This is a genomic window from Caballeronia sp. LZ032, assembly GCF_031451315.1.
Taxonomy (GTDB): domain Bacteria; phylum Pseudomonadota; class Gammaproteobacteria; order Burkholderiales; family Burkholderiaceae; genus Caballeronia.
In genome coordinates this window covers 964,313-984,088 of sequence record NZ_JARUXP010000004.1, presented here as the reverse complement: position 1 = coordinate 984,088, position 19,776 = coordinate 964,313, and the positions used below count along the sequence as shown (strand labels likewise).

Sequence of the window (19,776 nt, the reverse complement as noted above, 5' to 3'; positions counted from 1 at the left end):
GTCGCACTTCGAGCCGACAACCATGGATTTGAAATTCGATGCAGGAGACATGCAGTGTGAAGCGAGGCACCTTGCGCCGGAAGCTTCGTTTGCACGCCCGGTGCGGCGTGTTCACGCTGACGCCGGCGACGGCGCTCGCGCTGTCGTCATTCGCGGCCGCGGCAACGAGTCCGGCGGCGGCGCCGGAGCCGGGCGTCGAGTTCGACACGACTTATCTGCGCGTCGATCCCCAGCGTGTCGATATCGCGCGTCTTGCCCGCAGCAACTATGTGTCGCCGGGCGCGTATCCGGTGGAGGTCTGGATGAACGGCAACCGCGTCCTGCGCGATACGGTGCGCTTCCTCGAGCAGGGCAAGGACGCGAGCGCCGTGCCATGCCTGACGCGCGGCATGCTGGAGCGGGCCGGCGTCGACTTCACGAAGCTGGCCGGCGCACGCGAGACGCAGGCCGACGCGTGTATCGACCTGCGCGCGCTCGTGCCCGAGGCCGCCGTCGATTTCGACTTCGGCGAGCAGAAGCTCACGCTCTCGGTGCCGCAGAAATACATGCGCAACCAGGCGCGCGGCTACGTGCCGCCCGAGCTATGGGACAAGGGCGTGAACGCGGCCTTCGTGAGCTATGGCGCGAACGTCTATCAGACCTCGAACGACGGCGCGCATTCCACCCAGAGCTATCTGGGCCTGAATGCGGGCGTGAATCTCGGCGGCTGGCATCTGCGGCATCAATCGTCGCTGACCTCATCGACCGGTCAGCCGACCCAGTTCGACGACATCGCCACCTACGCCCAGCACGACGTGCCGCGTCTCCAGGCCCAGGTGACGCTGGGCGAGAGCCAGACGACGGGCGACGTGTTCGACAGCGTCGCGTTTCGCGGCGCGCAGATCGCGACCGACGACCGCATGCTGCCGGAGTCGCTGCGCGGCTATGCGCCGGTGGTGCGCGGCACGGCTGCATCGAACGCGCGCGTGACGGTGCGCCAGAACGGCCAGGTGATCTACGAGACGAGCGTGCCGCCCGGACCGTTCGAAGTGCGCGACCTGTACCCGACGGGTTACGGCGGCAATCTGGATGTGACCGTCACGGAAGCCGACGGACGCACCAGGTCGTTCAGCGTGCCTTACGCGGCGGTGGCGCAGTCGCTGCGTCCAGGCACCACGCGCTTCGCGTTCACCGCGGGCCAGTTGCGCGACGACTCGCTGCATTCGCGGCCCACCTTCACGCAGTTCACGCTGCAGCGCGGCCTGACGAATCTCGTCACGGCGTATGGCGGCGCGATTGCGGCGAGCGGCTATATGGCGGCGAACCTCGGCGTCGCGTTGAACACGACGTTGGGCGCGTTCGCCGCCGACGTGACCGCCGCGCGCACGGACATTCCCGGCTCCGGGACGATGAGCGGGCAGAGCATGCACATTGCCTACAGCAAGCTGATCGACTACTCGAACACCAACTTCACGCTCGGTGCGTACCGCTATTCGAGTTCGGGCTATCTGGGGTTCGCCGACGCAGCCCGCGCACGCGACTACGCGATGAACGGCGGCGCCGTGAGCGACCGTCAGCGCGGGCGTCTGCAATTGACGGTCAATCAGCCTCTGAAGAACTACGGCACGGTCTTCGGCACGCTGAGCTCGCAGAACTACTGGAATCGTTCGGGACACGACACCTTCTATCAGCTCGGCTACTCGAACAGCTTTCGCTACGGCAGCTACAGCGTGACGGCGGGCCGCACGATTTCGACGGACGGCGAGGCTTCGGACGAGATCATGGTGAGCGTGACGTTGCCGCTCGGACGCTCGCCACATGCGCCGCTAATGAGCGTCAACCTGAACACCGGCGACGACGTCACGAGTCTCCAGGAAAGCGTGAGCGGGTCGGCGGGCGAGGGCAACGAGATGTCCTACAACCTCTACGCCGCGCAGACACGCGCGAATGGCTCGAGCATCAGCGGCAACGGCGGCGCGAGCGGCGTCTATCGCGCGCCGTATGCGCAGATCACGGCCTCCGCCAGCGGCAGCGCGCACACGTCGCAGTTGTCGGCGGGCGTGAGCGGCTCGATCGTCGCGCATCCGGGCGGCGTGACCTTGTCGCAGACGGTCGGCGAGACCTTCGGGATCGTCGAGGCGCCCGGCGCAGAAGGCGCGACGGTGGCGGGCACGCCGGGCACGAAGATCGACGGACGCGGCTATGCGATCGTGCCGTTCCTGACGCCGTACGACATGAACACCATCGACATCGATCCGAAGGGCACGTCGCCGGATGTGGAATTCGAATCGACTTCGGATCAGGCTGCGCCGCATCTCGGCTCCATCGTGATGCTCAAGTACCGCACGATGACGGGCCGCGCGGTGCTGATCCGCGCGCCGCGCATCGACGGCGAGTCGCTGCCGTTCGGCGCGGAAGTATCGGACGGCAAGGGGCAGGTGGTGGGCGTCGTGGCGCAGGACAGCCGCATTTTCGCGCGGGGTGTCGAGGATCAGGGGAGCCTTGTGGTGAGGTGGGGCGAGCAGGCGTCCGAGCAATGCATCGTGAGCTATGCGCTGCCGGCGCGGACGACGCAGAAGAACGCGCTGTATGCGTCGGTGGAGACGCATTGCGTGGATGCGCCTGTGGCGGTGAGCACGGGAACGGATCAGGTGAGCAAATGAAGGATGTGGGAATGGCCCGCGTTCGGTCGAACTGTTTGGCTGGCTTGCTGGCGATCATGTTGCCGATGTTGCACGCGAAAGCCGGGACGCTTACTTATCCCAGCCATGGGATACAGGTACTGAATGTCCCCGCGAGCCTCTCGGTTGGTCGGGACATCCCTGTTGGAACCACGCTGTGGCAGCAGATGAACAACGCAGGTGTCGCGACCAACGATGTGACCTGCCTGGTCCAGAAAGATGTCACGGTAACCGGAACACTCGTGCCAGGCTATACGAACATCTATCAGTCAGGGGTGCAGGGCATTGGCGTACGCTTCTACGTAACCAGTAATTTCTTGGGACAACTCGTGGCGGTGCCGGTGTCCCAATCATTCACGAGTCCTCCCAACAGCTCGATGGAGTACGACGTCCGCGCGGACTACATCGTGACCGGGCCCATCAAGAGCGGGACCACGCTGAACCTGCCCTCCATGCAGATTACGTTTTCCGGCAGCTGTTTCAACACGGTGACCGCCACACAGACGCTGACCGGAAACACGGCCGTAACCGGCAACACCTGCAGCGTCACGACGCCCACGCTGACTTTCCAACTGCCGCGCGCGTTTTCGAAAGACCTCGCGAGCGCCGGGGCGACAACCGGCGACACGGTCGTCCCGCTCGATCTCAATTGCCCGGCGGGCGTCAAGGTCGGCATCACGATCACCGATGCCGTGAATCCCGCGAATCGTTCGTCCACCTTGAGTCTTGCGGCGAATTCTTCGGCGGCGGGCGTCGGCGTGCAGATCCTGAACGGAACAACGGCCGTGTCCTTCGGTCCGGATTCGGCTGCGGCGGGGACGGTCAATCAATGGATTGCGGGGACATCGGCGGGCGGTGCGATGCGCATTCCGCTCACGGCGCGCTATGTCCGCACTTCGAGCACGCTGGTGCCGGGCAGCGTCAACGGCAAGGCCACTTTCACGATGTCGTATCAATGATCCGTTCGAGACATGCAAAGCGTGCAAGGACGTTTCTCCTCATCGCGCTCGCAAGGCGTCTGTGCGCGTCCTGTATGAAGCGCAATCGCAACACGTTCGGTCTGCACGCATTGCTCCTTCCCGCCTGGCAGGCCATCGCGGGCACGCTCACGTTCCCGAACGGGGGCAGCATGCCCTTGCTGAGCTTTCCCGCAAACGTGTCGATCGGACGCGATACCGCAGTCGGCACCAATCTGGCGAGCGTGAGCGGCAATGCGGGCATTGCCACGAGCGGCGTCGACTGCACGATCCAGAAGGACGTCACGGTTAATGGAACGCTCGTGCCCGGTTACACGAACGCGTATCAAAGCGGCGTGCCGGGCCTCGGCGTGCGCTTCTACATCACGAGCAACTTCTCCGGCGGCCTGGCGGAGGCGCCGCTGTCGCAGTCGTTCTCGCGGCCCGATGGCCGCGCCGTTCACGACACCAAGGCCGAGCTCGTAGTCACCGGCCCCCGTCAGCAGCGGCGTCACGAGCAACTTGCCGAGCATGAAGATCAATTTCTCGGGCAGTTGTTTCGCGACGGTCACGGCCACCCAGACCTTGACCGGCTCGACGACGGTCAGCGGCAACCCCTGTCGGCTGCTGACGCCCGTGCTGTACTTCCCGCTGCCCAACGCATTGACGACTGACCTGTGGACGAAGGCGACAGCACCGGCGACACGCTGGTCCCGATGGGACTGGACTGCCAGCCGGGCATCGAGGTCTGCATCACGATGACCGACGCCATCGACCCGGGAAACCGCGTCACCGATCTGGCGCTCGCGCCGGGTTCGACGGCAGCGGGCGTGAGCATCGAGATCCTGAACGGCGCGGATCCGATTGCGTTCGGACCGGATTCGCAGGCGGCGGGCACGCTGAATCAGTGGTCGGCGGGGCACGTCGGCGCGCTACGTGCGCACGGCCGGCGCGCTGGTGCCCGGCAGCGTTCGCGCCAGGGTGACCTTCACCCTGTCGTACCAGTAGCGAACGCACCGGCCTTGGCGGGACATTGTTTCACGCTTGCTCCTTGCCATCATCGTCCGGGCGCCTAAACTTAAAGTAGTTTCTGAACATTATCGAGATGGAGACGTCGATGAGAACCAGACCGCGTGAAGTCGTGCGAATGCTCGCCACGCTCAGGCATTCCGCTCATTGCAGACGGTTGCGGGCGGCATCGGCCGCGCAGGCCGCCCGTGATCTCGCGAACGAGGCGGCATCGGCGGACGCGCCCGAAGACGACGACCAGGCCGACGCCGCCACGGATACCGAAGGACCCCGGTCAGGCATCCATTGATGGGTTCAGACGCGGGCGGCGTTCCGGTACGGTGAAAAGCGCCAGTGTCCGCTGGCGTCCTTCACGGCGATCGCGCCATGTTCGTGCATCAATTCGCCAATGGCCGCGGGTTTGATATCGCCGGTGATGCGAATCACGAGCAGCGTGCGCTGCAGCAGAGCGGCATCGGCTTCCGTCGGCGGCGAAGCCGCGGGCTTCGGCAAGGGCTCGTCAGGCACAAAGCGATTGCGCGCGATCACGCCTTGATGCTCGCCGTGTGCAACATATTCGGCTTCGTCTTCGTCGTGCGCGGGTTGCCATGGCATATCGATATCGACTTCGCCGCGGCGTGCCTGGTAAAGATGAGCGTCGTCGCGTCGCAAGCCCGCAAGCTGCAATGCGCGAAGCGCCTCGTGTCCGTCGCGATAGGAGCCGAACACACCTACTATGACCTGATTCATCGTCGCCCCCTCTGTGGAATCGTCTTTACGCGATCCAAGCCTCGGATGTTGTTGCGCGTTGCTCGAGTTACTCAATCCGGGTAAGCAATCAGCGCTGGTGTAATCCTCATATGATCCGCAGCAACGCCCGTTCCCGCATGACAGGTCTGAAAGGTGTCGGCAGTGAAGGGGCCGCGCGCTTTCACCGGGTTGCGACCCCACGGCCGATACCCTAAAGTGACAATGCTTCCTGCCAACATGGCGCGTCTGCCGACGCGTTTTCCGCGAGGTCCGAATGATTGCGAAAGCCTGCGCATTGACGATCTTGCTGGTGGTGGCGCGTGCGGCATCGGCGGCGCCGTGCTACAGCGATGGCGATGTCGTGACGCTCGAAGGCACCGCCACGCGGCAGGCGCCGCATGAGGCGGCAGGATCGGCCAAGCCCGCATGGGTGCTGTCGCTGGCAAGTCCGGTATGCGTCCTGAGTGCAGGCGCGGGACAGAATGCTCGACAGCAATCGAATGTATCGGCGGTGCAGATCATCGACGCCACGCCTATCGAGAACGCCCGCATCCAGTTGACGGGCAAGCTCGTCACCGGCAATGTCAGCGGCTACTACGCGGTGCCTACCGCGATCTGGGTGCTCAAGGAGCGCGTGCTGTCGAATCAGTGACGACAGCGCGCTGCATCACCGCATGACGCATGTCGTTGCTTCAGGCGGCTTTCGCATGCGCATGGAAGCGCCAAAAGGGCTCGACCACCACATGCAGCGGCTGTTGATCGAGCCTGCGCTCCTCGGCGAAGCGCATGATGGCGTCCAGCTGCTGGCCTGTGCAACGGAAAGCTGCGCGTCGCGGCGCAGCCTGATTTTTCTTGTACGTGTTCATGGCAATCCTTTTTCCAGGACCTTCCCCCGACAGGGCAGGATCGTTCAACGGGGCGACCCGTGAGCGCGCTGCCTTCTGCCTTCGCATTGAACCCTAGCGGCGGCGCGCCTACCGGCTGTTGCCGCACATAGCCGCCAGGATGTGTTCGTTAGCGCAATGAGCGGGCCTGACCCGTCTGCGATAAAAGCTTTCGGATTGGAATAAATCTTTCGGGTCGTGCGTTCAGCAAGAGGGAAACGCGGAGGACGCACGCCGTGAGCGCCGATCACTACGCGCACGAGGAACTCGTGCATATCGGGCGAATGATTGCCGAGCTGGCGCGCGTCGCGACCAGCGGGCGCCGCATGCCGGCGCACCATGCGGTGTTACGTCCGGAATACTGGCGGCGGCGTATCGATGCCTTGATCGACGCCACCGCCAACGAGCCCTTGCGGCGCGATGCCGCCGCATTGCGCGAGCGCCTGGTGAAAGTCTTCGCTGTTTCGACAAGACCGGTCACCGGGGACGGGGCTCAAGCCGCGCGTGAGACCAGCCGGGAAGAATGAAGTGAACAGGCGTACGGCGGCGCGTGCCGTCGTACGCTGCCTATGCGGCTCGAGCCATCAAACGGTCTGCTCGACCGGCGTGAGATCGATCTCGACCTTCTGCGTGCCGCGCAGCACGGCCACCTTCACGGGCTTGTCGATGCGCGACGCATCCAGCGTGCGTTGCAGGCCGTCGACGCTGTCCACGGCGATTCCATCCACTTCGACGATGCGGTCGCCCGTCCGCAATCCGCCGATCGCAGCCGGGCTGCCCTTGACGATTTCCATCACATGCACGCCGCTCGCCGACGCCAGCCCGAAGTATCGCTGCACGCGCCGCGAGATGGGCGTGGTCGTGCCCGCCACGCCGATATACGCGCGCCGCACGCGCCCGTGCGCGAAGATCTGCATGATGACCCACTTGGCCGAATCGATCGCCGTGGCGAAGGAAATAGCCTGCGCGCCGGAAATGATCGCCGTATTGACGCCGATCACCTGTCCCGCCGAATTGATGAGCGGTCCGCCTGAATTGCCCGGATTGAGCGCGGCGTCGGTCTGGATCACGTCGTGAATCAGGCGGCCCGAGGTGGAGCGCAACGAGCGCCCGAGCGCGGACACGACACCGGTGGTGACCGTCTGCGCGAGGCCCAGCGGATTGCCCACGGCAATGGCGATCTGCCCGACGCGCAAGCTGCCCGATTCGCCCAGTTGCACATGCGGCAGCGGCTCGGGCGAACCGATGCGCAGCACCGCGAGATCGCTGGCGGGATCGTCGCCGACGAGATCGGCGTCGAAGCGCGTGCCGTCGGCGAGCGTGACGGCGAGTTGCGTGGCGCCGTGTACGACGTGGCTATTGGTCAGCAGATAACCGTCCGGCGTGAAGATGAAACCCGATCCCGTGCCGCCCGCCTGACGGCGCGACCCGCGCGCGTCGGCAAGTTCACGCTCCACCGAGATGAACACAACAGCTTGCTGCACGCGTTCGAGTGCGCCGATCACCGTGCGCGAATAGGCGTCGAGCAGGGCGGTGTCGTCAAGCGGCGCGGCGTGTGTGGATGACGCTGACGACGCGGCGGCGTGCGGCGCGCGCCCGAGGTCATCGATGAATTGTGGCCGGCTTCCCATGTTGGCATGACTCCAGATGTCTGGATGCGGACATGCGGGGCACGCCGGCCGATTTCAAGAGATAGTTGCGTTCGCAAGTAATTGCATCGGACCGAGTGTTTCGACGATGCGCCGCTGGGCGTCGTCGCGTACGAACAGCGAGCCCGCGAAGCCGAGCGCGTTCACCGCCACGCCCTGCACGTCGGGCACGCTGCGCGGCACGGCCAGCATCCAGCGGCGCGTGACCAGCAGGTTGTACGGCGCACTCTGCCGCGCGACGCCTGCAATCTCGACCCGCTCGACGCCGATGGCCTTCAGCAATTGCAGATACACGGTGTGGGCGCGGACGGGATCGTCGTCGGCGAGCCAGGCGGCCGCGTGCCTGAACGCAAGCTGCGGCGCTTGAAAAAGCGCGTCCGTGCGCGCGGCTTCGATGCACGGCTCGATGGGCAGGACGTGGCCGTCGAGCGGCAGCGGCACCAGTTGCAGATGCTTGTGCGGCTGGCTCGAACCGGCGATCGTGCCGCCGTTGTAGAAACCCAGCGCCTCGACGCGCGCGAGACACGCGAACAAGGCGGCGAAATCGCTTTCGTCGATCAGCGACTCCTGCGTCTCGAAGTCGTTCGTCACGATGAGCAGATGATGCGCGAGCACGTTGAACTTGTTGAGCAACAGGAAGTGCCGCGCGCCGATATCGCCGACACGCAGCGCCGCCTCGCACGGCGAGAACGGATCGCGCCATGCACTGGCCGATCGGGCCGCGAGCGTCGCTGCTTCCTCCTTGCGTCGAAGGTTCGCCGCCTGCCGGATCAGGAAGCGCACGCCGCCGTCGTCGATCACGCTCTGCGTGGTGTCGAAGGAGCGCAGTGCGCCGCACGCAAGCGCGCGTTCTGTCTGCGTGACAACGTCCTGCCATGAAGGGGCGTCAGGATGCACCAGGTTGCGTGGGTAGGCGGGCATGCGAAACATCGTCGCACAGGCGCGCGCGGCGTGCAGCGTCGAAGAGCGTTCATTTTGATGCGCTAAGATTTGCCACCGGGCACCGGTCGACCCCGTGAAAAGCCACCGAAAGCAACATGAACAAACGACCGTTCACAAACCGAGGAAGAATAAGCCGATGCGCCGAGTGGTCTTCAATCAAAAGGGTGGGGTGGGCAAGTCCACCATCGTCTGCAATCTGGCGGCCATCAGCGCGTCGCGCGGCGTGCGCACGCTCGTCATCGATCTCGATCCGCAAGGCAACGCCAGCCAGTATCTGCTCGGCGCACAGGCCGCCGAGGCCCAGCCGAATCTCGCGAGCTTCTTCGAGTCCGCGCTGAGCTACAGCTTTCGCGAACCCGCCTTCGAGTCCTTCATTCACCAGACGCCGTTCGAGCATCTCGACATCGTGCCGTCGCACCCGAATCTCGAAGCGCTGCAAGGCAAGCTCGAATCGCGCTACAAGATCTACAAGCTGCGTGACGCGCTCAGGAATCTCGAACACTACGACGCCGTGTACATCGACACGCCGCCCGCGCTCAATTTCTTCACGCGTTCCGCGCTGATCGCGGTGGAGCGCTGCCTGATTCCCTTCGATTGCGACGACTTCTCGCGTCGCGCGCTCTATTCGGTGCTCGATAACGTGCAGGAGATCCGTCACGATCACAACCCGGACCTGAGCGTGGAAGGCATCGTCATCAACCAGTTCCAGCCGCGCGCGAGCCTGCCGCAGCAACTCGTCGATGAACTGCGTGGCGAGGACCTGCCGGTGCTCAACTCACATCTGTCCTCGTCGGTGAAGATTCGCGAAAGCCATCAGCACGCGCGGCCGATGATCTACCTCGAACCGCGTCACAAGCTCGCGCAGGAATATGTGGCCCTGCATGAGGAACTGAACGGCTGAAGCGCCGCCGTCGGTCATGACGGCGCCGGGGAATAAAAGCCGTGCGTGCACGTTCATGCAGAGAACAGGGCGCAATCGTCGCGCCCCATCTTCTCGCTGGATCACGCACATGACTCAGGTTCCCGCCGCGGCCGCATCCGTCACGCACGGTTCTCTTTCCACCGAAAGCCTGTCCGGCATGGTGGCCTTCGTGCGGGCGGCCGAAACCGGCAGCTTCGTGGCGGCGGGCCGCGCGCTGGGGCTGTCGGCGTCGGCGGTGGGCAAGAGCGTGATGCGGCTGGAGGCGAAGCTCGGCGTGCAGCTGCTGAACCGCACGACACGGCGCATCGGCCTCACGCACGAAGGCGCCCGCTTCTTCGCGCGCTGCAAGCGCATGCTCGCCGATCTCGAAGACGCCGAGAACGAGTTGTTCCATTCCAATTCCTCGCCGCGCGGACGCCTGCGCATCAGCGCGCCGTCGCTTGGCGGCCGGCTGTTGTTGCCGCTCGTGCCGGAGTTCAGGCGGCGTTATCCGGACATCGAACTGGAGATCGACTTCAGCGACCGTCTGGTCGACGTCACGCAGGAAGGCTATGACGCGGTCATCCGCACCGGTCGTCTCGCCGATTCGCAATTGCTCGCGCGTCCGCTCGCGCAATATGGCCCGGTGATCGTGGCGGCGCCGGCTTATCTTGCGGCACGCGGCGATCCGGCGACACCCGAGGAACTCGCGAGCCACGCCTGCATCCGTTTCCGCTCGCCGGCAAGCGGCCGGCCCGAGCCGTGGCGCTTCGCCCGCGGCGATCACAGCTATGCGCTCGATCCTCACGCCATCCTCGCCTTCAACGACATGGAAGCGGTGCTGGCCGCCTGCGTCGCGGGGCTCGGTCTCGCCTGCGTGCCGGATTTCGTCGCGAAGCATGCGCTGGAGGCGGGTCTGTTGCGGACGGTGCTCGGCGCGCACGTGAGCACGGAGGGGACGTTCCAGATCGTGTGGCCGCAGAGCCGTCATGAAGCGCCGCGGCTGCGTGCCTTCATCGATCACGTTGCGGCGCGCCTCGGGGGCCTGCCGTCGCACGGCGCGCACGTCCGTGCGGCTTGAGCAACGGACGCGGCGCGTCTAGCTGATGACGCGCCGTGCGAGCGGCGTTTCCGGCGTCGGATAGCCGGCCTGCTTGAAGGTCTCGATGATCGCGCGATTGGTGTCGAAGTAGACCTGCCAGTAATCGCTCGTGTTGGTGTAAGGGCGCACGCACAGCAACGGGCCTTCGGGCGTGAACGACAGCACTTCGACGTCCGGCGGCGGCGTCGTCGCGACGTTCGGAATCCGGGCGATGGCTTCCTTCAGCCGCGCAATGGCGTCGAGCGGATCGACGCCGTTCGCGATCTTTGCCGTCAGCTCCACTCGGCGGTGCGGCAGCAGGCTGAAGTTCCAGATCGTGTCGGAGAAGATCTTGTTGTTGCCGATGATGGCCGCGACGTTGTCGGGCGTCGTGATGGTGGTGCCGAACAGGCCGAGTTCGGTGACGGTGCCGGTGACGCCGCCCGCCGTCACGAAATCGCCGACCTTGAAGGGCCGCAGCACCTGCATGAAGATGCCGGCGGCGAAGTGCGCGAGCAGCCCGCCCCACGCCGTGCCGATGGCGAGACCCAGGCCCGCGAGCAGCGCCGCGAACGAGGTGGTCTGGACACCGAAGATCTGCAGGATCGCGAGGACCAGCAGCAGGTTGAGAATGACGCCGACGATGGAGCCGAGGTAATGGGCGAGCGTCGGATCGACGCGGCCGTTGCGCGCCAGCAGCTTGCGCATGCCGCCGGTGACGAGACTGATGAGCCAGCGTCCGATGATCCACAGCGCGATGGCGCCGACGACCATGATCGCCAGATCGACGCCACGCGTCATGATGAAAACACGTACCGTCTCGAGGTTCATTTTGTTGTTCTCGCGTGGCGCTTCGTGGTAGGAACGCGGATTCGCGGGTGGCAGGCCGCGTGGCACACGAGTTATAGATGACACTCCGAGTCATGGCAAGAGTTACTCTTGCTGTTGCTTTAATCGGAAGAATTGACCTTTTTGGCGAAACAATCAAGTCCATTCCGTTTCGGCGGCATCCGGATCGCGCAGGGTCAGACCAGAGGCGGGCAAGGGCAGCGCCGTCTTGTAGCGCACCTGTTTCAGCGCAAAGCTGGAGCGGATGTTCGACACGCCCGGCAGCGTGGTCAGGCGCTCCAGGATGAAGCGCTCCAGCGCGGCGATGTCCGGCAGCACCACGCGCAGCAGATAGTCCGCGTCGCCCGTCATCAGATAGCACTCCATCACCTCGGGACGTTCGCTGATCGCGTGCTCGAAGTGCGCCAGTGCGTCCTTGACCTGCTTCTCCAGGCTCACCTGGATGAACACGTTGATCGACAGGCCGAGTGCCTCCGGATCGAGCAGCGTGACGTGCTGGCGGAACAGGCCGGCCTTCTCCAGCGCGCGCACGCGGTTGAAGCAGGGCGTAGCCGAGAGATTCACCGCCCGCGCCAGCTCGGCATTGGTGATGCGCGCGTTGTGCTGCAACTGGTTGAGGATGCCGATGTCGATGCGGTCGAGGCGTTGCCAGGTCGTCGTGCTCATGGTCGAGAAATTCCGGTTTCGGGCGGTTTGAAAGAATAAATACACTATCGCAAAGCGCAGAGACAGCCAAATGAGACGCACATTTTGCGCAAGCATGGATATGCTTGTGTGATCCATCAGTCACCATCAGCCACCATCAGCCAGCGCGCGGAGTCGCCATGACCGATTTGTCGAGCGGAACCACCCAGCTTCTTTCCATCGCGAAAGGCCGCGAGGACGTCGATCCCGCGGAAACCGCCGAATGGCTGGAGGCGCTCGACGCCGTCGTGGAGCACGTAGGCCGGGAGCGCGCGCAGTATCTGTTCGACCGGCTTGCGGAACACGCGCTGTCCGTCGGCGTGGAATCGGCGCGAGCGCGCGCGACGCCTTACACCAACACCATTCCTGTCGCGCAGCAGCCGCCGTATCCGGGCAAGCTCGACGTCGAAGAGCGGCTCGCCGCCGTGCTGCGCTGGAACGCGCTCGCGATGGTCGTGCGCGCGAACCGCGCCTATGGCGAGCTGGGCGGTCATATCGCCAGCTATGCCTCGGCGGCCGATCTGTTCGAAGTGGGCTTCAATCACTTCTTCCGCGCGGCCGGCGCGAATCATGGCGGCGACCTCGTGTACTTCCAGCCGCATTCGTCGCCGGGCGTGTATGCGCGCGCCTTTCTCGAAGGCTTCCTCGACGAGCAACACCTGAAGCACTATCGGCGCGAGATCGCGGGACCGGGACTCTGCTCCTATCCGCATCCGTGGCTGATGCCCGACTTCTGGCAGTTCCCGACCGGTTCCATGGGCATCGGGCCGATCAACTCGATCTACCAGGCCAGGTTCATGCGTTATCTGCAGAACCGCAACCTGCAGGTCACCGAAGGCCGCAAGGTGTGGGGCTTCTTCGGCGACGGCGAGATGGACGAGCCGGAATCGATCGGCGCGCTGTCGCTCGCGGCGCGCGAGCAGCTGGACAACCTGGTGTTCGTCATCAACTGCAACCTGCAGCGGCTCGACGGTCCCGTGCGCAGCAACGGCCGGATCGTCGATGAACTCGAAGCGCAGTTCACCGGCGCAGGCTGGAACGTCATCAAGGTGCTGTGGGGCTCGGACTGGGACGGGCTGTTCGCGCGCGATCGCAACAACGCGTTGCTGCGCGCCTTTGCGCATACCGTCGACGGCCAGTTCCAGACCTTCTCGGCCAACGACGGCCGCTACAACCGCGAACGCTTCTTCGGCCAGAACGCGGAACTGGCGGCGCTGGCCGCGCATCTGTCGGACGAGGACATCGACCGTCTGCGCCGCGGCGGCCACGACGTGCGCAAGCTGCACGCGGCGTACGCGAAGGCGCTCGCGCACAAGGGCCAACCGACCGTGATCCTCGCCAAGACCATGAAGGGTTTCGGCATGGGCACGGTGGGACAGGGCCGCATGACGACGCATCAGCAGAAGAAGCTCGATCTCGACGACCTCAAGGCGTTTCGCGATCGTTTCCGCCTGCCGCTCTCGGATGAAGACGTCGAGCAGGTGAAGTTCTACAAACCGGCCGACGACGCTCCGGAGATGCGCTATCTGCACGAGCGGCGTGCGGCGCTGGGCGGCTATCTGCCGCGCCGCCGGGCGAAGGCGACACAGGGCGTCACGCCGCCCGCGCTCGCCAGTTGGGGACAATTCTCGCTGACTGCCGCCGGCAAGGAAATGTCCACGACGATGGCCTTCGTGCGGATGCTCGGCAGCCTGCTGAAAGATCCGGCGCTCGGGCCGCGCGTGGTGCCGGTGGTCGCCGACGAGGCCCGCACCTTCGGCATGGCGAACCTCTTCAGGCAGGTGGGCATCTATTCGCCGCTCGGCCAGTTGTACGAGCCGGAGGACATGGGCTCGATGCTCTATTACCGCGAGGACACGCGCGGCCAGATTCTCGAAGAAGGCATTTCGGAGGCGGGCGCGGTGTCGTCGTGGATCGCGGCGGCGACGTCCTACAGCGTGCACGACCTGCCGATGCTGCCGTTCTACATCTACTACTCGATGTTCGGCTTCCAGCGCATCGGCGACCTGATTTTTGCGGCGGCGGACCAGCGTTCGCGCGGCTTCCTGATCGGCGCGACGGCAGGGCGCACGACGCTCGGCGGCGAGGGTTTGCAGCATCAGGACGGCACGAGCCATCTGAGCGCATCGACGATCCCGAATTGCCGCGCCTACGATCCCGCATTCGCGTACGAAGTGGCGGCCATCGTCGATGAAGGCATGCAGGAGATGATGGAGCGTCAGAACGACGTGTTCTATTACGTCACGGTGACCAACGAGAACTATGCGCAGCCTTCCGCGCCGGGCGGCACGCTGAGCGATGCCACGCGCGACGGCATCCTGCGCGGCATGCATCGGCTCGGCGACGCTGCGGAGAGCGCGGCGCAGGTGCAGTTGCTGGGATCAGGCGCGATCCTGAATGAAACGCTCGCGGCGCGCACGATGCTCGCGGAAGACTGGAACATCGACGCCGCCGTGTGGAGCGTGACGAGCTACACCGAGCTGCATCGCGACGGCGCGGCCTGCGAACGTCTCGCGCGCCTGAGCGACGATGACGCCCCCGAGCCGTTCGTCACGCGCGCGCTGCAAGGCACGCACGGACCGGTGATCGCGGCGACGGACTATGTGCGCGCGCTGCCCGAACTCATTCGCGTCAGCGTGCCGCGCCGCTATGTGACGCTGGGTGCCGACGGCTTCGGCCGCAGCGATACGCGGCAGGCGCTGCGTGCGTTCTTCGAGGTGGACCGCGTGTCGATCGTGCTGGCCGCGTTGAAGGCGCTCGTGGATGACGGCGTGATCGAGCGCTCTGTGCTGAAGGATGCGCGCGCGCGTTACGGCCGCAGCAACGAGGATTCCGGCGCACCCTGGACGCGCTAGGCGTCGCGCCGCGCGGCGTCGAGCAGGTCGCGGACTTCGTCGTCGCTGGTCTGGTCGAAATCGGCGTAGAACTGGCCTACGCCGAAGAAGGCACGCGGCCGAAGCACGCACACGAACTCGTCCACGACGTGTTCCACGCGCGCATCCGAATCGAGCGGCGCGACCGGTAGCGCCGCGACGATCCTCGCGGGATGCGCGTGCCGCAGCGACATTGCGGCGGCCTTCAGCGTCGCGCCGGTTGCCATGCCGTCATCGACGAGAATCGCCACGCGGCCGCTCACGTCGAGCGGCGGACGCGCTCCCCGATACAGCCGCTCGCGCCGGAGCAGTTCGGCACGTTCCCCGGCGATTACGCGCTCGAGTTGATCCTCCGACACGCCTGCGTAATCCACGATGCTCCGGTCCAGAAAGAACGCTTCTCCCGAGGCGATCGCGCCCATGGCGAGTTCGGGCTGCGCCGGCACGCCGAGCTTGCGGACGACGAGGATGTCGAGCGGCGCGTCGAGCGCGCGGGCCACTTCGAACGCAACAGGAACGCCGCCGCGCGGCAGCGCGAGGACGATGACGTCTTCACGATGGGCGTAGTGACCGAGATGAGTCGCGAGGTCGCGGCCTGCGTGCCTTCGGTTGTCGAATGTGGAGTCCATGCCGGATGCCTCCCGAACGTTGCCGCGCGGTTTCAGGATACTCGCGGGTCAAGTCAGGGGGACGCCTTGTTGCAACGCTTGCAATGTCCCTTCATCAGCCTTCACGATGAAAACTAAAGCACGAAATCGGTGCGTTTCATGCGACATGAAAGAGCATTGCACCAAGTTCGATAACACCCGTTGATCGTTCGCGGCGCACGCCGCACCACCTTGTTCGCCTGTGGGCCAAACGTACGCACCGCTTCGATGCCTCATGCGCCAACTTGGCCCGGAACTTGCAAATTGAGCGCCTTTCGTCAATCGACCGCTCGACCATGCAGGCACTTCAGTCCGGAACCAACACACTTTTTCTGCTGCTTGGCGCCGCGATGGTGCTTGCGATGCATGCGGGCTTCGCGTTCCTCGAACTCGGCACGGTCCGCCGCGAGAATCAGGTCAACGCGCTGGTCAAGATCCTGGTGGACTTCGCCGTCTCGACGCTCGCTTACTTCTTCATCGGCTACAACATCGCGTACGGCGTGCAGTTCATGCATGGCGCCGATATCCTCGCCGAGCACAACGGCTATGCGCTCGTGCGCTTCTTCTTCCTGCTGACATTCGCAGCGGCGATTCCGGCGATCGTCTCCGGCGGCATCGCCGAGCGCTCCAAATTCAATCCGCAGCTTTTCGCGACCTGCGTGATCGTCGGCTTCCTGTATCCGCTGCTCGAGGGCATGGCGTGGAACGAGCGCTTTGGCATCCAGGCCTGGCTCACGCAGGCCTTTGGCGCACCGTTTCACGACTTCGCGGGTTCCGTGGTCGTGCATGCGTTCGGCGGCTGGGTGGCGCTGCCCGCGGTCGTGCTGCTCGGGCCGCGTCATGGGCGTTATCACAAGGACGGGCGCATCGCCGCGCATCCGCCCTCGTCGATTCCCTTCCTGGCACTGGGCGCATGGGTGCTGGCGGTCGGCTGGTTCGGCTTCAACGTGATGAGCGCGCAGACGGTCGACAAGATCAGCGGCCTCGTCGCGGTCAACTCGCTGATGGCGATGGTCGGCGGCACGCTCGCCGCCTGGTTCGCAGGCCGCAACGATCCGGGCTTCACCTATAACGGACCGCTCGCGGGCCTGGTCGCGGTGTGCGCGGGCTCGGACCTGATGCATCCCCTCGGCGCGCTGATCGTGGGCGCGGTCGCGGGCGTGCTGTTCGTGCAGATGTTCACCTGCGTGCAGAACCGCTGGCGCATCGACGACGTGCTCGGCGTGTGGCCGCTGCATGGCATGTGCGGCGCGTGGGGCGGCATCGCGGCGGGCATTTTCGGGCAGAAGGTGTTCGGCGGCATTGGCGGCGTGTCGATCTTCTCGCAGGTGATCGGCACGGTGGGCGCGGTGGCGCTCGCGCTGGCCGGCGGCACGGCCGTCTATGGGGCGATCAAGCTGACCGTGGGCCTGCGGCTGGATCGCGAGGAAGAGTTCAATGGCGCCGATCTGGCCATCCATCGCATCTCGGCGACGCCGGAGCGGGATCTGGCGGGCTGACTGGCCGTTCCAGCCGTTGCGGTCTTTGCGCCTGTGACGCGACTCAACACAGGCGCGCCGATTGACGGGTCTCGGGCATTGACAGAGAATGCCCCGCCCGGCGTCTTTCAGGATCTTGTGCCGTCCCGAGCGCGCGCCGGTTACGATATACCGGTCGACATCCCCGGAGGCGCAACGCTTGGACTCCACCGAGACCGCGACATACGATCTGCCGCTGCCCGCACGCAATTTCGCTTCGACGCGAAAGATGCTGCTGCGCGTGCTGGCTGCGTCGATCGTCATTCCGCTGGCATGCCTGGCCCTGTATGGCTACTACGACCTGCAGCGCCGCTTTTCCGACGCGGAAGACTTCACCGAGCGCCTGACGCGCGTGGCGGACGAGCATGCGCTGAAGGTCATCGACCTGAACCAGCAACTCGAAACCCGTATCGTCGATCTGCTCGGCGACAGCAACGACGACGCCATTCGCGGCCGCGAGGCCTCGCTTCATCACACGCTCGACGAGATGGACAGCACGCTCGCGCAGATCGCGGCCATCTCCGTGTTCGGCGAGCATGGCAATCTGCTCGCGAACAGCCGCTATTTCCCGGCGCCGCCCGTCTCGATCGCCGAGCGCGACGACTTCCAGTCCGCGCGTTCCGTCGCGCCGGTCACGTACTTCTCCTTGCCCCTGCGCGGCAAGGTGGCGCGTTCGGATGTCTTCACCACCACGATGGGCCGCATTGCCAGCAATGGGCGCTTCCTTGGCGTGGTGTCGATCGCGGTGAAGCGGGGCTACTTCGTCGACTTCTATCACGAGCTGGTCGGCAGCGATCAGGCAGTTGTGGTGGGCCTGTACCGGCGCGACGGCGGCATTCTCGCGCGCTATCCCGCCAAGCCCGACGACGCCGAGCCCGCCGCCAACACGCCCTTTACGAACGCCTTCCGCAACAACGAGCTGTATGGCCGCATGCGCGTGGAGTCGAGCGTCGATCACGTCGAACGGCTGTTGGCCTTCCGGCGCGTGGGCGATTATCCGCTCTATGTCGCGGTGGGCTACGCGGTCTCCGCGATCTACGGGAACTGGCTTCACGGCCTCGCGCTCGCGGCGGCGGCCGCGCTGGGGCCGTGCATCGCCGTCTGGCTGCTGATCCTGTTCTCCATTCGCCGGCTGAACGCCGAACAGGCCGCGTGGGAACGCTGGCGCGCGGAGGTGGCGACGCGGCTGTCCATCGAGGCGTCGAGCCGACAGCTGCGGCGCATGGGGGCGCTCGGCAACCTCGTCGCCAATGTCGCGCACGACTTCAATAACCTGCTGATGGTGGTGGCGTCGAACATGGAGCTGGCGCGGCGCAAGCACTTCAACGGCGTCGAGCCGGAGGTGCTGGCGGTGGAGCGCGCGACTTCCGGGGCCGAATCGCTGGCGCGGCGCCTGATGAGCGTTGCGCGCAAGCAGCCGCTCAAGCAGGAACTGATCGAGCCGGCGGCGTGGTTGCGCAATCTGCTCGGGCTTGTGAAGACCTCCGTGCATCCGTCGGTGTCGGTGACGCTGGAACTGTCGCCCGACTTGTGGTGCGTAACGGCCGATCCGGTGGAACTGGAACTGGCGCTCGTGAACGTCGCGGTCAACGCCAGCGAGGCGATGCCGCACGGCGGGCGCGTGCTGATCCGCTGCCAGAACGCGCGCGTGCGGGGCGCCGAAACCGATATCCCCGATGGCGAGTATCTGCTCATCTCGATCACGGACAACGGCGAAGGCATGAACGAGCAGACGCTGCGGCGCGCCTTCGAGCCCCTCTTCACGACGAAAGTCCGCGGCATGGGCACGGGCCTCGGCCTGGTGCAGGTGCTGGCGGCCTGCGAGCAGGCCGGGGGCACCGCGCGCATCACCAGCGTGGCGGGATCGGGGACGACGGTCCGGCTGTATCTGCCGCGGCATCATGGGCCGGCGCCGGTGACGTCGAAGGCCTACATGCCGCCGGAGACCGAGATCGAACCGCTGCTGCCCGCGGCCCGCTCGACCACTGACGCCAACGACGAAGCGCATCCGCTGCGCGGCACGTCGGTGCTGCTGGTCGAGGACAACCAGGATGTGGCGGCGGGCGTGTTGGCCGTACTCGAAGTGTTCGGCTGCGCGGTGCATCACGAGGACAGCGCCGATGGCGCCTTCGCGCTGCTGGGCGAAGGCTACGCTTTCGATCTCGTGCTGACGGACGTGCAGATGCCGGGCCGCATGAACGGCATCGACCTGGCCGAGCAGATCACGAGGCGGCTGCCGGCGCAGAAGCTGATCCTGATGACCGGCTACGCCGACGAACTTGAACGCGCGAAGCATCTCGGCGTGCCGATTCTCGCGAAGCCGTTCGACATGGACGATCTGCTCGAACTGATTGCGCCGGGCGTGGCGCATTGAA

19 protein-coding genes are annotated in these 19,776 nt (G+C 65.4%); 12 read left to right on the top strand and 7 right to left on the bottom strand.

Features of this window, described 5'->3' with window-relative positions; all coding sequences use genetic code 11:
* The first annotated feature begins 56 nt into the window (after nt 1–56).
* The 5 genes from QCE69_RS32355 (at nt 57) to QCE69_RS32335 (ending at nt 4,934) form a co-directional block, all read left to right on the top strand.
* A complete protein-coding gene (locus QCE69_RS32355) occupies nt 57–2,642 on the top strand; it encodes a fimbria/pilus outer membrane usher protein (RefSeq protein ID WP_309934999.1) in 2,586 nt (861 codons plus the stop codon).
* Nucleotides 2,639–3,619, top strand: a complete 981-nt coding sequence (locus tag QCE69_RS32350) for a fimbrial protein (protein WP_309934997.1) — start codon at nt 2,639–2,641, stop codon at nt 3,617–3,619. The genes QCE69_RS32355 and QCE69_RS32350 overlap by 4 nt, the downstream gene beginning before the upstream one ends.
* A 74-nt stretch (nt 3,620–3,693) precedes the next feature.
* A complete protein-coding gene (locus QCE69_RS32345; protein ID WP_309934995.1) occupies nt 3,694–4,290 on the top strand; it encodes a hypothetical protein in 597 nt (198 codons plus the stop codon).
* Between the two features lie 3 nt (nt 4,291–4,293).
* Entirely contained in the window at nt 4,294–4,692 is a 399-nt protein-coding gene (locus QCE69_RS32340; protein ID WP_309934993.1) for a hypothetical protein, read from the top strand.
* Between the two features lie 41 nt (nt 4,693–4,733).
* On the top strand, nt 4,734–4,934 hold the full coding sequence (locus QCE69_RS32335) for a hypothetical protein (protein ID WP_309926660.1): 201 nt from the start codon (nt 4,734–4,736) through the stop codon (nt 4,932–4,934).
* Between the two features lie 5 nt (nt 4,935–4,939).
* Here QCE69_RS32335 and QCE69_RS32330 read toward each other — a convergent pair whose 3' ends face one another.
* Nucleotides 4,940–5,374: a hypothetical protein gene (locus QCE69_RS32330; protein WP_309926659.1), complete on the bottom strand. Its 435-nt coding sequence runs from the start codon at nt 5,372–5,374 to the stop codon at nt 4,940–4,942.
* Nucleotides 5,375–5,648: 274 nt separating this feature from the next.
* On the opposite strand from QCE69_RS32330, the gene QCE69_RS32325 reads away from it, so the two are divergent.
* The gene (locus tag QCE69_RS32325; RefSeq protein WP_309934990.1) at nt 5,649–6,026 is read left to right on the top strand and encodes a hypothetical protein; all 378 of its coding nucleotides are present in this window, start codon (nt 5,649–5,651) and stop codon (nt 6,024–6,026) included.
* Nucleotides 6,027–6,066: 40 nt separating this feature from the next.
* Here QCE69_RS32325 and QCE69_RS32320 read toward each other — a convergent pair whose 3' ends face one another.
* The gene (locus QCE69_RS32320) at nt 6,067–6,240 is read right to left on the bottom strand and encodes a hypothetical protein (RefSeq protein WP_309934989.1); all 174 of its coding nucleotides are present in this window, start codon (nt 6,238–6,240) and stop codon (nt 6,067–6,069) included.
* 254 nt (nt 6,241–6,494) lie between these two features.
* Here QCE69_RS32320 and QCE69_RS32315 point away from each other — a divergent pair, with 254 nt between their 5' ends.
* Entirely contained in the window at nt 6,495–6,785 is a 291-nt protein-coding gene (locus tag QCE69_RS32315) for a hypothetical protein (RefSeq protein WP_309934988.1), read from the top strand.
* Nucleotides 6,786–6,842: 57 nt separating this feature from the next.
* Here the strand turns inward: QCE69_RS32315 and QCE69_RS32310 are convergent, their stop codons facing one another.
* Entirely contained in the window at nt 6,843–7,889 is a 1,047-nt protein-coding gene (locus tag QCE69_RS32310) for a trypsin-like peptidase domain-containing protein (protein ID WP_309934986.1), read from the bottom strand.
* A 54-nt stretch (nt 7,890–7,943) separates the two neighbouring features.
* Nucleotides 7,944–8,828, bottom strand: a complete 885-nt coding sequence (locus tag QCE69_RS32305) for a phosphorylase (protein ID WP_309926646.1) — start codon at nt 8,826–8,828, stop codon at nt 7,944–7,946.
* A gap of 157 nt (nt 8,829–8,985) precedes the next feature.
* Between QCE69_RS32305 and QCE69_RS32300 the strand changes: the two genes are divergently transcribed.
* Nucleotides 8,986–9,750, top strand: coding sequence for a ParA family protein (locus tag QCE69_RS32300; protein WP_309934985.1), 765 nt, complete (start codon nt 8,986–8,988; stop codon nt 9,748–9,750).
* 178 nt (nt 9,751–9,928) lie between these two features.
* Nucleotides 9,929–10,831 (top strand): LysR family transcriptional regulator, encoded by a 903-nt coding sequence (locus QCE69_RS32295; protein ID WP_309935434.1) that lies wholly within the window; start codon nt 9,929–9,931, stop codon nt 10,829–10,831.
* 18 nt (nt 10,832–10,849) lie between these two features.
* Here the strand turns inward: QCE69_RS32295 and QCE69_RS32290 are convergent, their stop codons facing one another.
* Entirely contained in the window at nt 10,850–11,662 is an 813-nt protein-coding gene (locus QCE69_RS32290; protein ID WP_309926641.1) for a mechanosensitive ion channel family protein, read from the bottom strand.
* A gap of 153 nt (nt 11,663–11,815) precedes the next feature.
* The gene (locus QCE69_RS32285) at nt 11,816–12,346 is read right to left on the bottom strand and encodes an Lrp/AsnC family transcriptional regulator (RefSeq protein WP_309934983.1); all 531 of its coding nucleotides are present in this window, start codon (nt 12,344–12,346) and stop codon (nt 11,816–11,818) included.
* Between the two features lie 158 nt (nt 12,347–12,504).
* Between QCE69_RS32285 and mdeB the strand changes: the two genes are divergently transcribed.
* Complete coding sequence (mdeB, locus tag QCE69_RS32280; protein ID WP_309934981.1) at nt 12,505–15,219, top strand: alpha-ketoglutarate dehydrogenase; 2,715 nt, start codon at nt 12,505–12,507, stop codon at nt 15,217–15,219.
* On the opposite strand, the gene QCE69_RS32275 is transcribed toward mdeB, so the two are convergent.
* Complete coding sequence (locus tag QCE69_RS32275; protein ID WP_309934979.1) at nt 15,216–15,866, bottom strand: phosphoribosyltransferase; 651 nt, start codon at nt 15,864–15,866, stop codon at nt 15,216–15,218. The two genes, mdeB and QCE69_RS32275, sit on opposite strands and share 4 nt — an antisense overlap.
* Before the next feature lie 314 nt (nt 15,867–16,180).
* Here QCE69_RS32275 and QCE69_RS32270 point away from each other — a divergent pair, with 314 nt between their 5' ends.
* Both QCE69_RS32270 and QCE69_RS32265 read left to right on the top strand, forming a co-directional pair.
* Entirely contained in the window at nt 16,181–17,383 is a 1,203-nt protein-coding gene (locus QCE69_RS32270) for an ammonium transporter (RefSeq protein ID WP_309926634.1), read from the top strand.
* 178 nt (nt 17,384–17,561) lie between these two features.
* Nucleotides 17,562–19,775: an ATP-binding protein gene (locus QCE69_RS32265; RefSeq protein WP_309934978.1), complete on the top strand. Its 2,214-nt coding sequence runs from the start codon at nt 17,562–17,564 to the stop codon at nt 19,773–19,775.
* The last annotated feature ends 1 nt before the right edge of the window (nt 19,776 follow it).

Excerpts from the sequence above, each read along its gene's own strand:
- QCE69_RS32350 (WP_309934997.1), top strand. The coding sequence starts at position 2,639 with ATGAAGGATGTGGGAATGGCCCGCGTTCGGTCGAACTGTTTGGCTGGC.
- QCE69_RS32345 (WP_309934995.1), top strand. The coding sequence starts at position 3,694 with ATGAAGCGCAATCGCAACACGTTCGGTCTGCACGCATTGCTCCTTCCC.
- QCE69_RS32335 (WP_309926660.1), top strand. The coding sequence starts at position 4,734 with ATGAGAACCAGACCGCGTGAAGTCGTGCGAATGCTCGCCACGCTCAGG.
- QCE69_RS32330 (WP_309926659.1), bottom strand. The coding sequence starts at position 5,374 with ATGAATCAGGTCATAGTAGGTGTGTTCGGCTCCTATCGCGACGGACAC.
- QCE69_RS32325 (WP_309934990.1), top strand. The coding sequence starts at position 5,649 with ATGATTGCGAAAGCCTGCGCATTGACGATCTTGCTGGTGGTGGCGCGT.
- QCE69_RS32320 (WP_309934989.1), bottom strand. The coding sequence starts at position 6,240 with ATGAACACGTACAAGAAAAATCAGGCTGCGCCGCGACGCGCAGCTTTC.
- QCE69_RS32310 (WP_309934986.1), bottom strand. The coding sequence starts at position 7,889 with ATGGGAAGCCGGCCACAATTCATCGATGACCTCGGGCGCGCGCCGCAC.
- QCE69_RS32305 (WP_309926646.1), bottom strand. The coding sequence starts at position 8,828 with ATGCCCGCCTACCCACGCAACCTGGTGCATCCTGACGCCCCTTCATGG.
- QCE69_RS32300 (WP_309934985.1), top strand. The coding sequence starts at position 8,986 with ATGCGCCGAGTGGTCTTCAATCAAAAGGGTGGGGTGGGCAAGTCCACC.
- QCE69_RS32295 (WP_309935434.1), top strand. The coding sequence starts at position 9,929 with ATGGTGGCCTTCGTGCGGGCGGCCGAAACCGGCAGCTTCGTGGCGGCG.
- QCE69_RS32290 (WP_309926641.1), bottom strand. The coding sequence starts at position 11,662 with ATGAACCTCGAGACGGTACGTGTTTTCATCATGACGCGTGGCGTCGAT.
- QCE69_RS32285 (WP_309934983.1), bottom strand. The coding sequence starts at position 12,346 with ATGAGCACGACGACCTGGCAACGCCTCGACCGCATCGACATCGGCATC.
- mdeB (WP_309934981.1), top strand. The coding sequence starts at position 12,505 with ATGACCGATTTGTCGAGCGGAACCACCCAGCTTCTTTCCATCGCGAAA.
- QCE69_RS32275 (WP_309934979.1), bottom strand. The coding sequence starts at position 15,866 with ATGGACTCCACATTCGACAACCGAAGGCACGCAGGCCGCGACCTCGCG.
- QCE69_RS32270 (WP_309926634.1), top strand. The coding sequence starts at position 16,181 with ATGCAGGCACTTCAGTCCGGAACCAACACACTTTTTCTGCTGCTTGGC.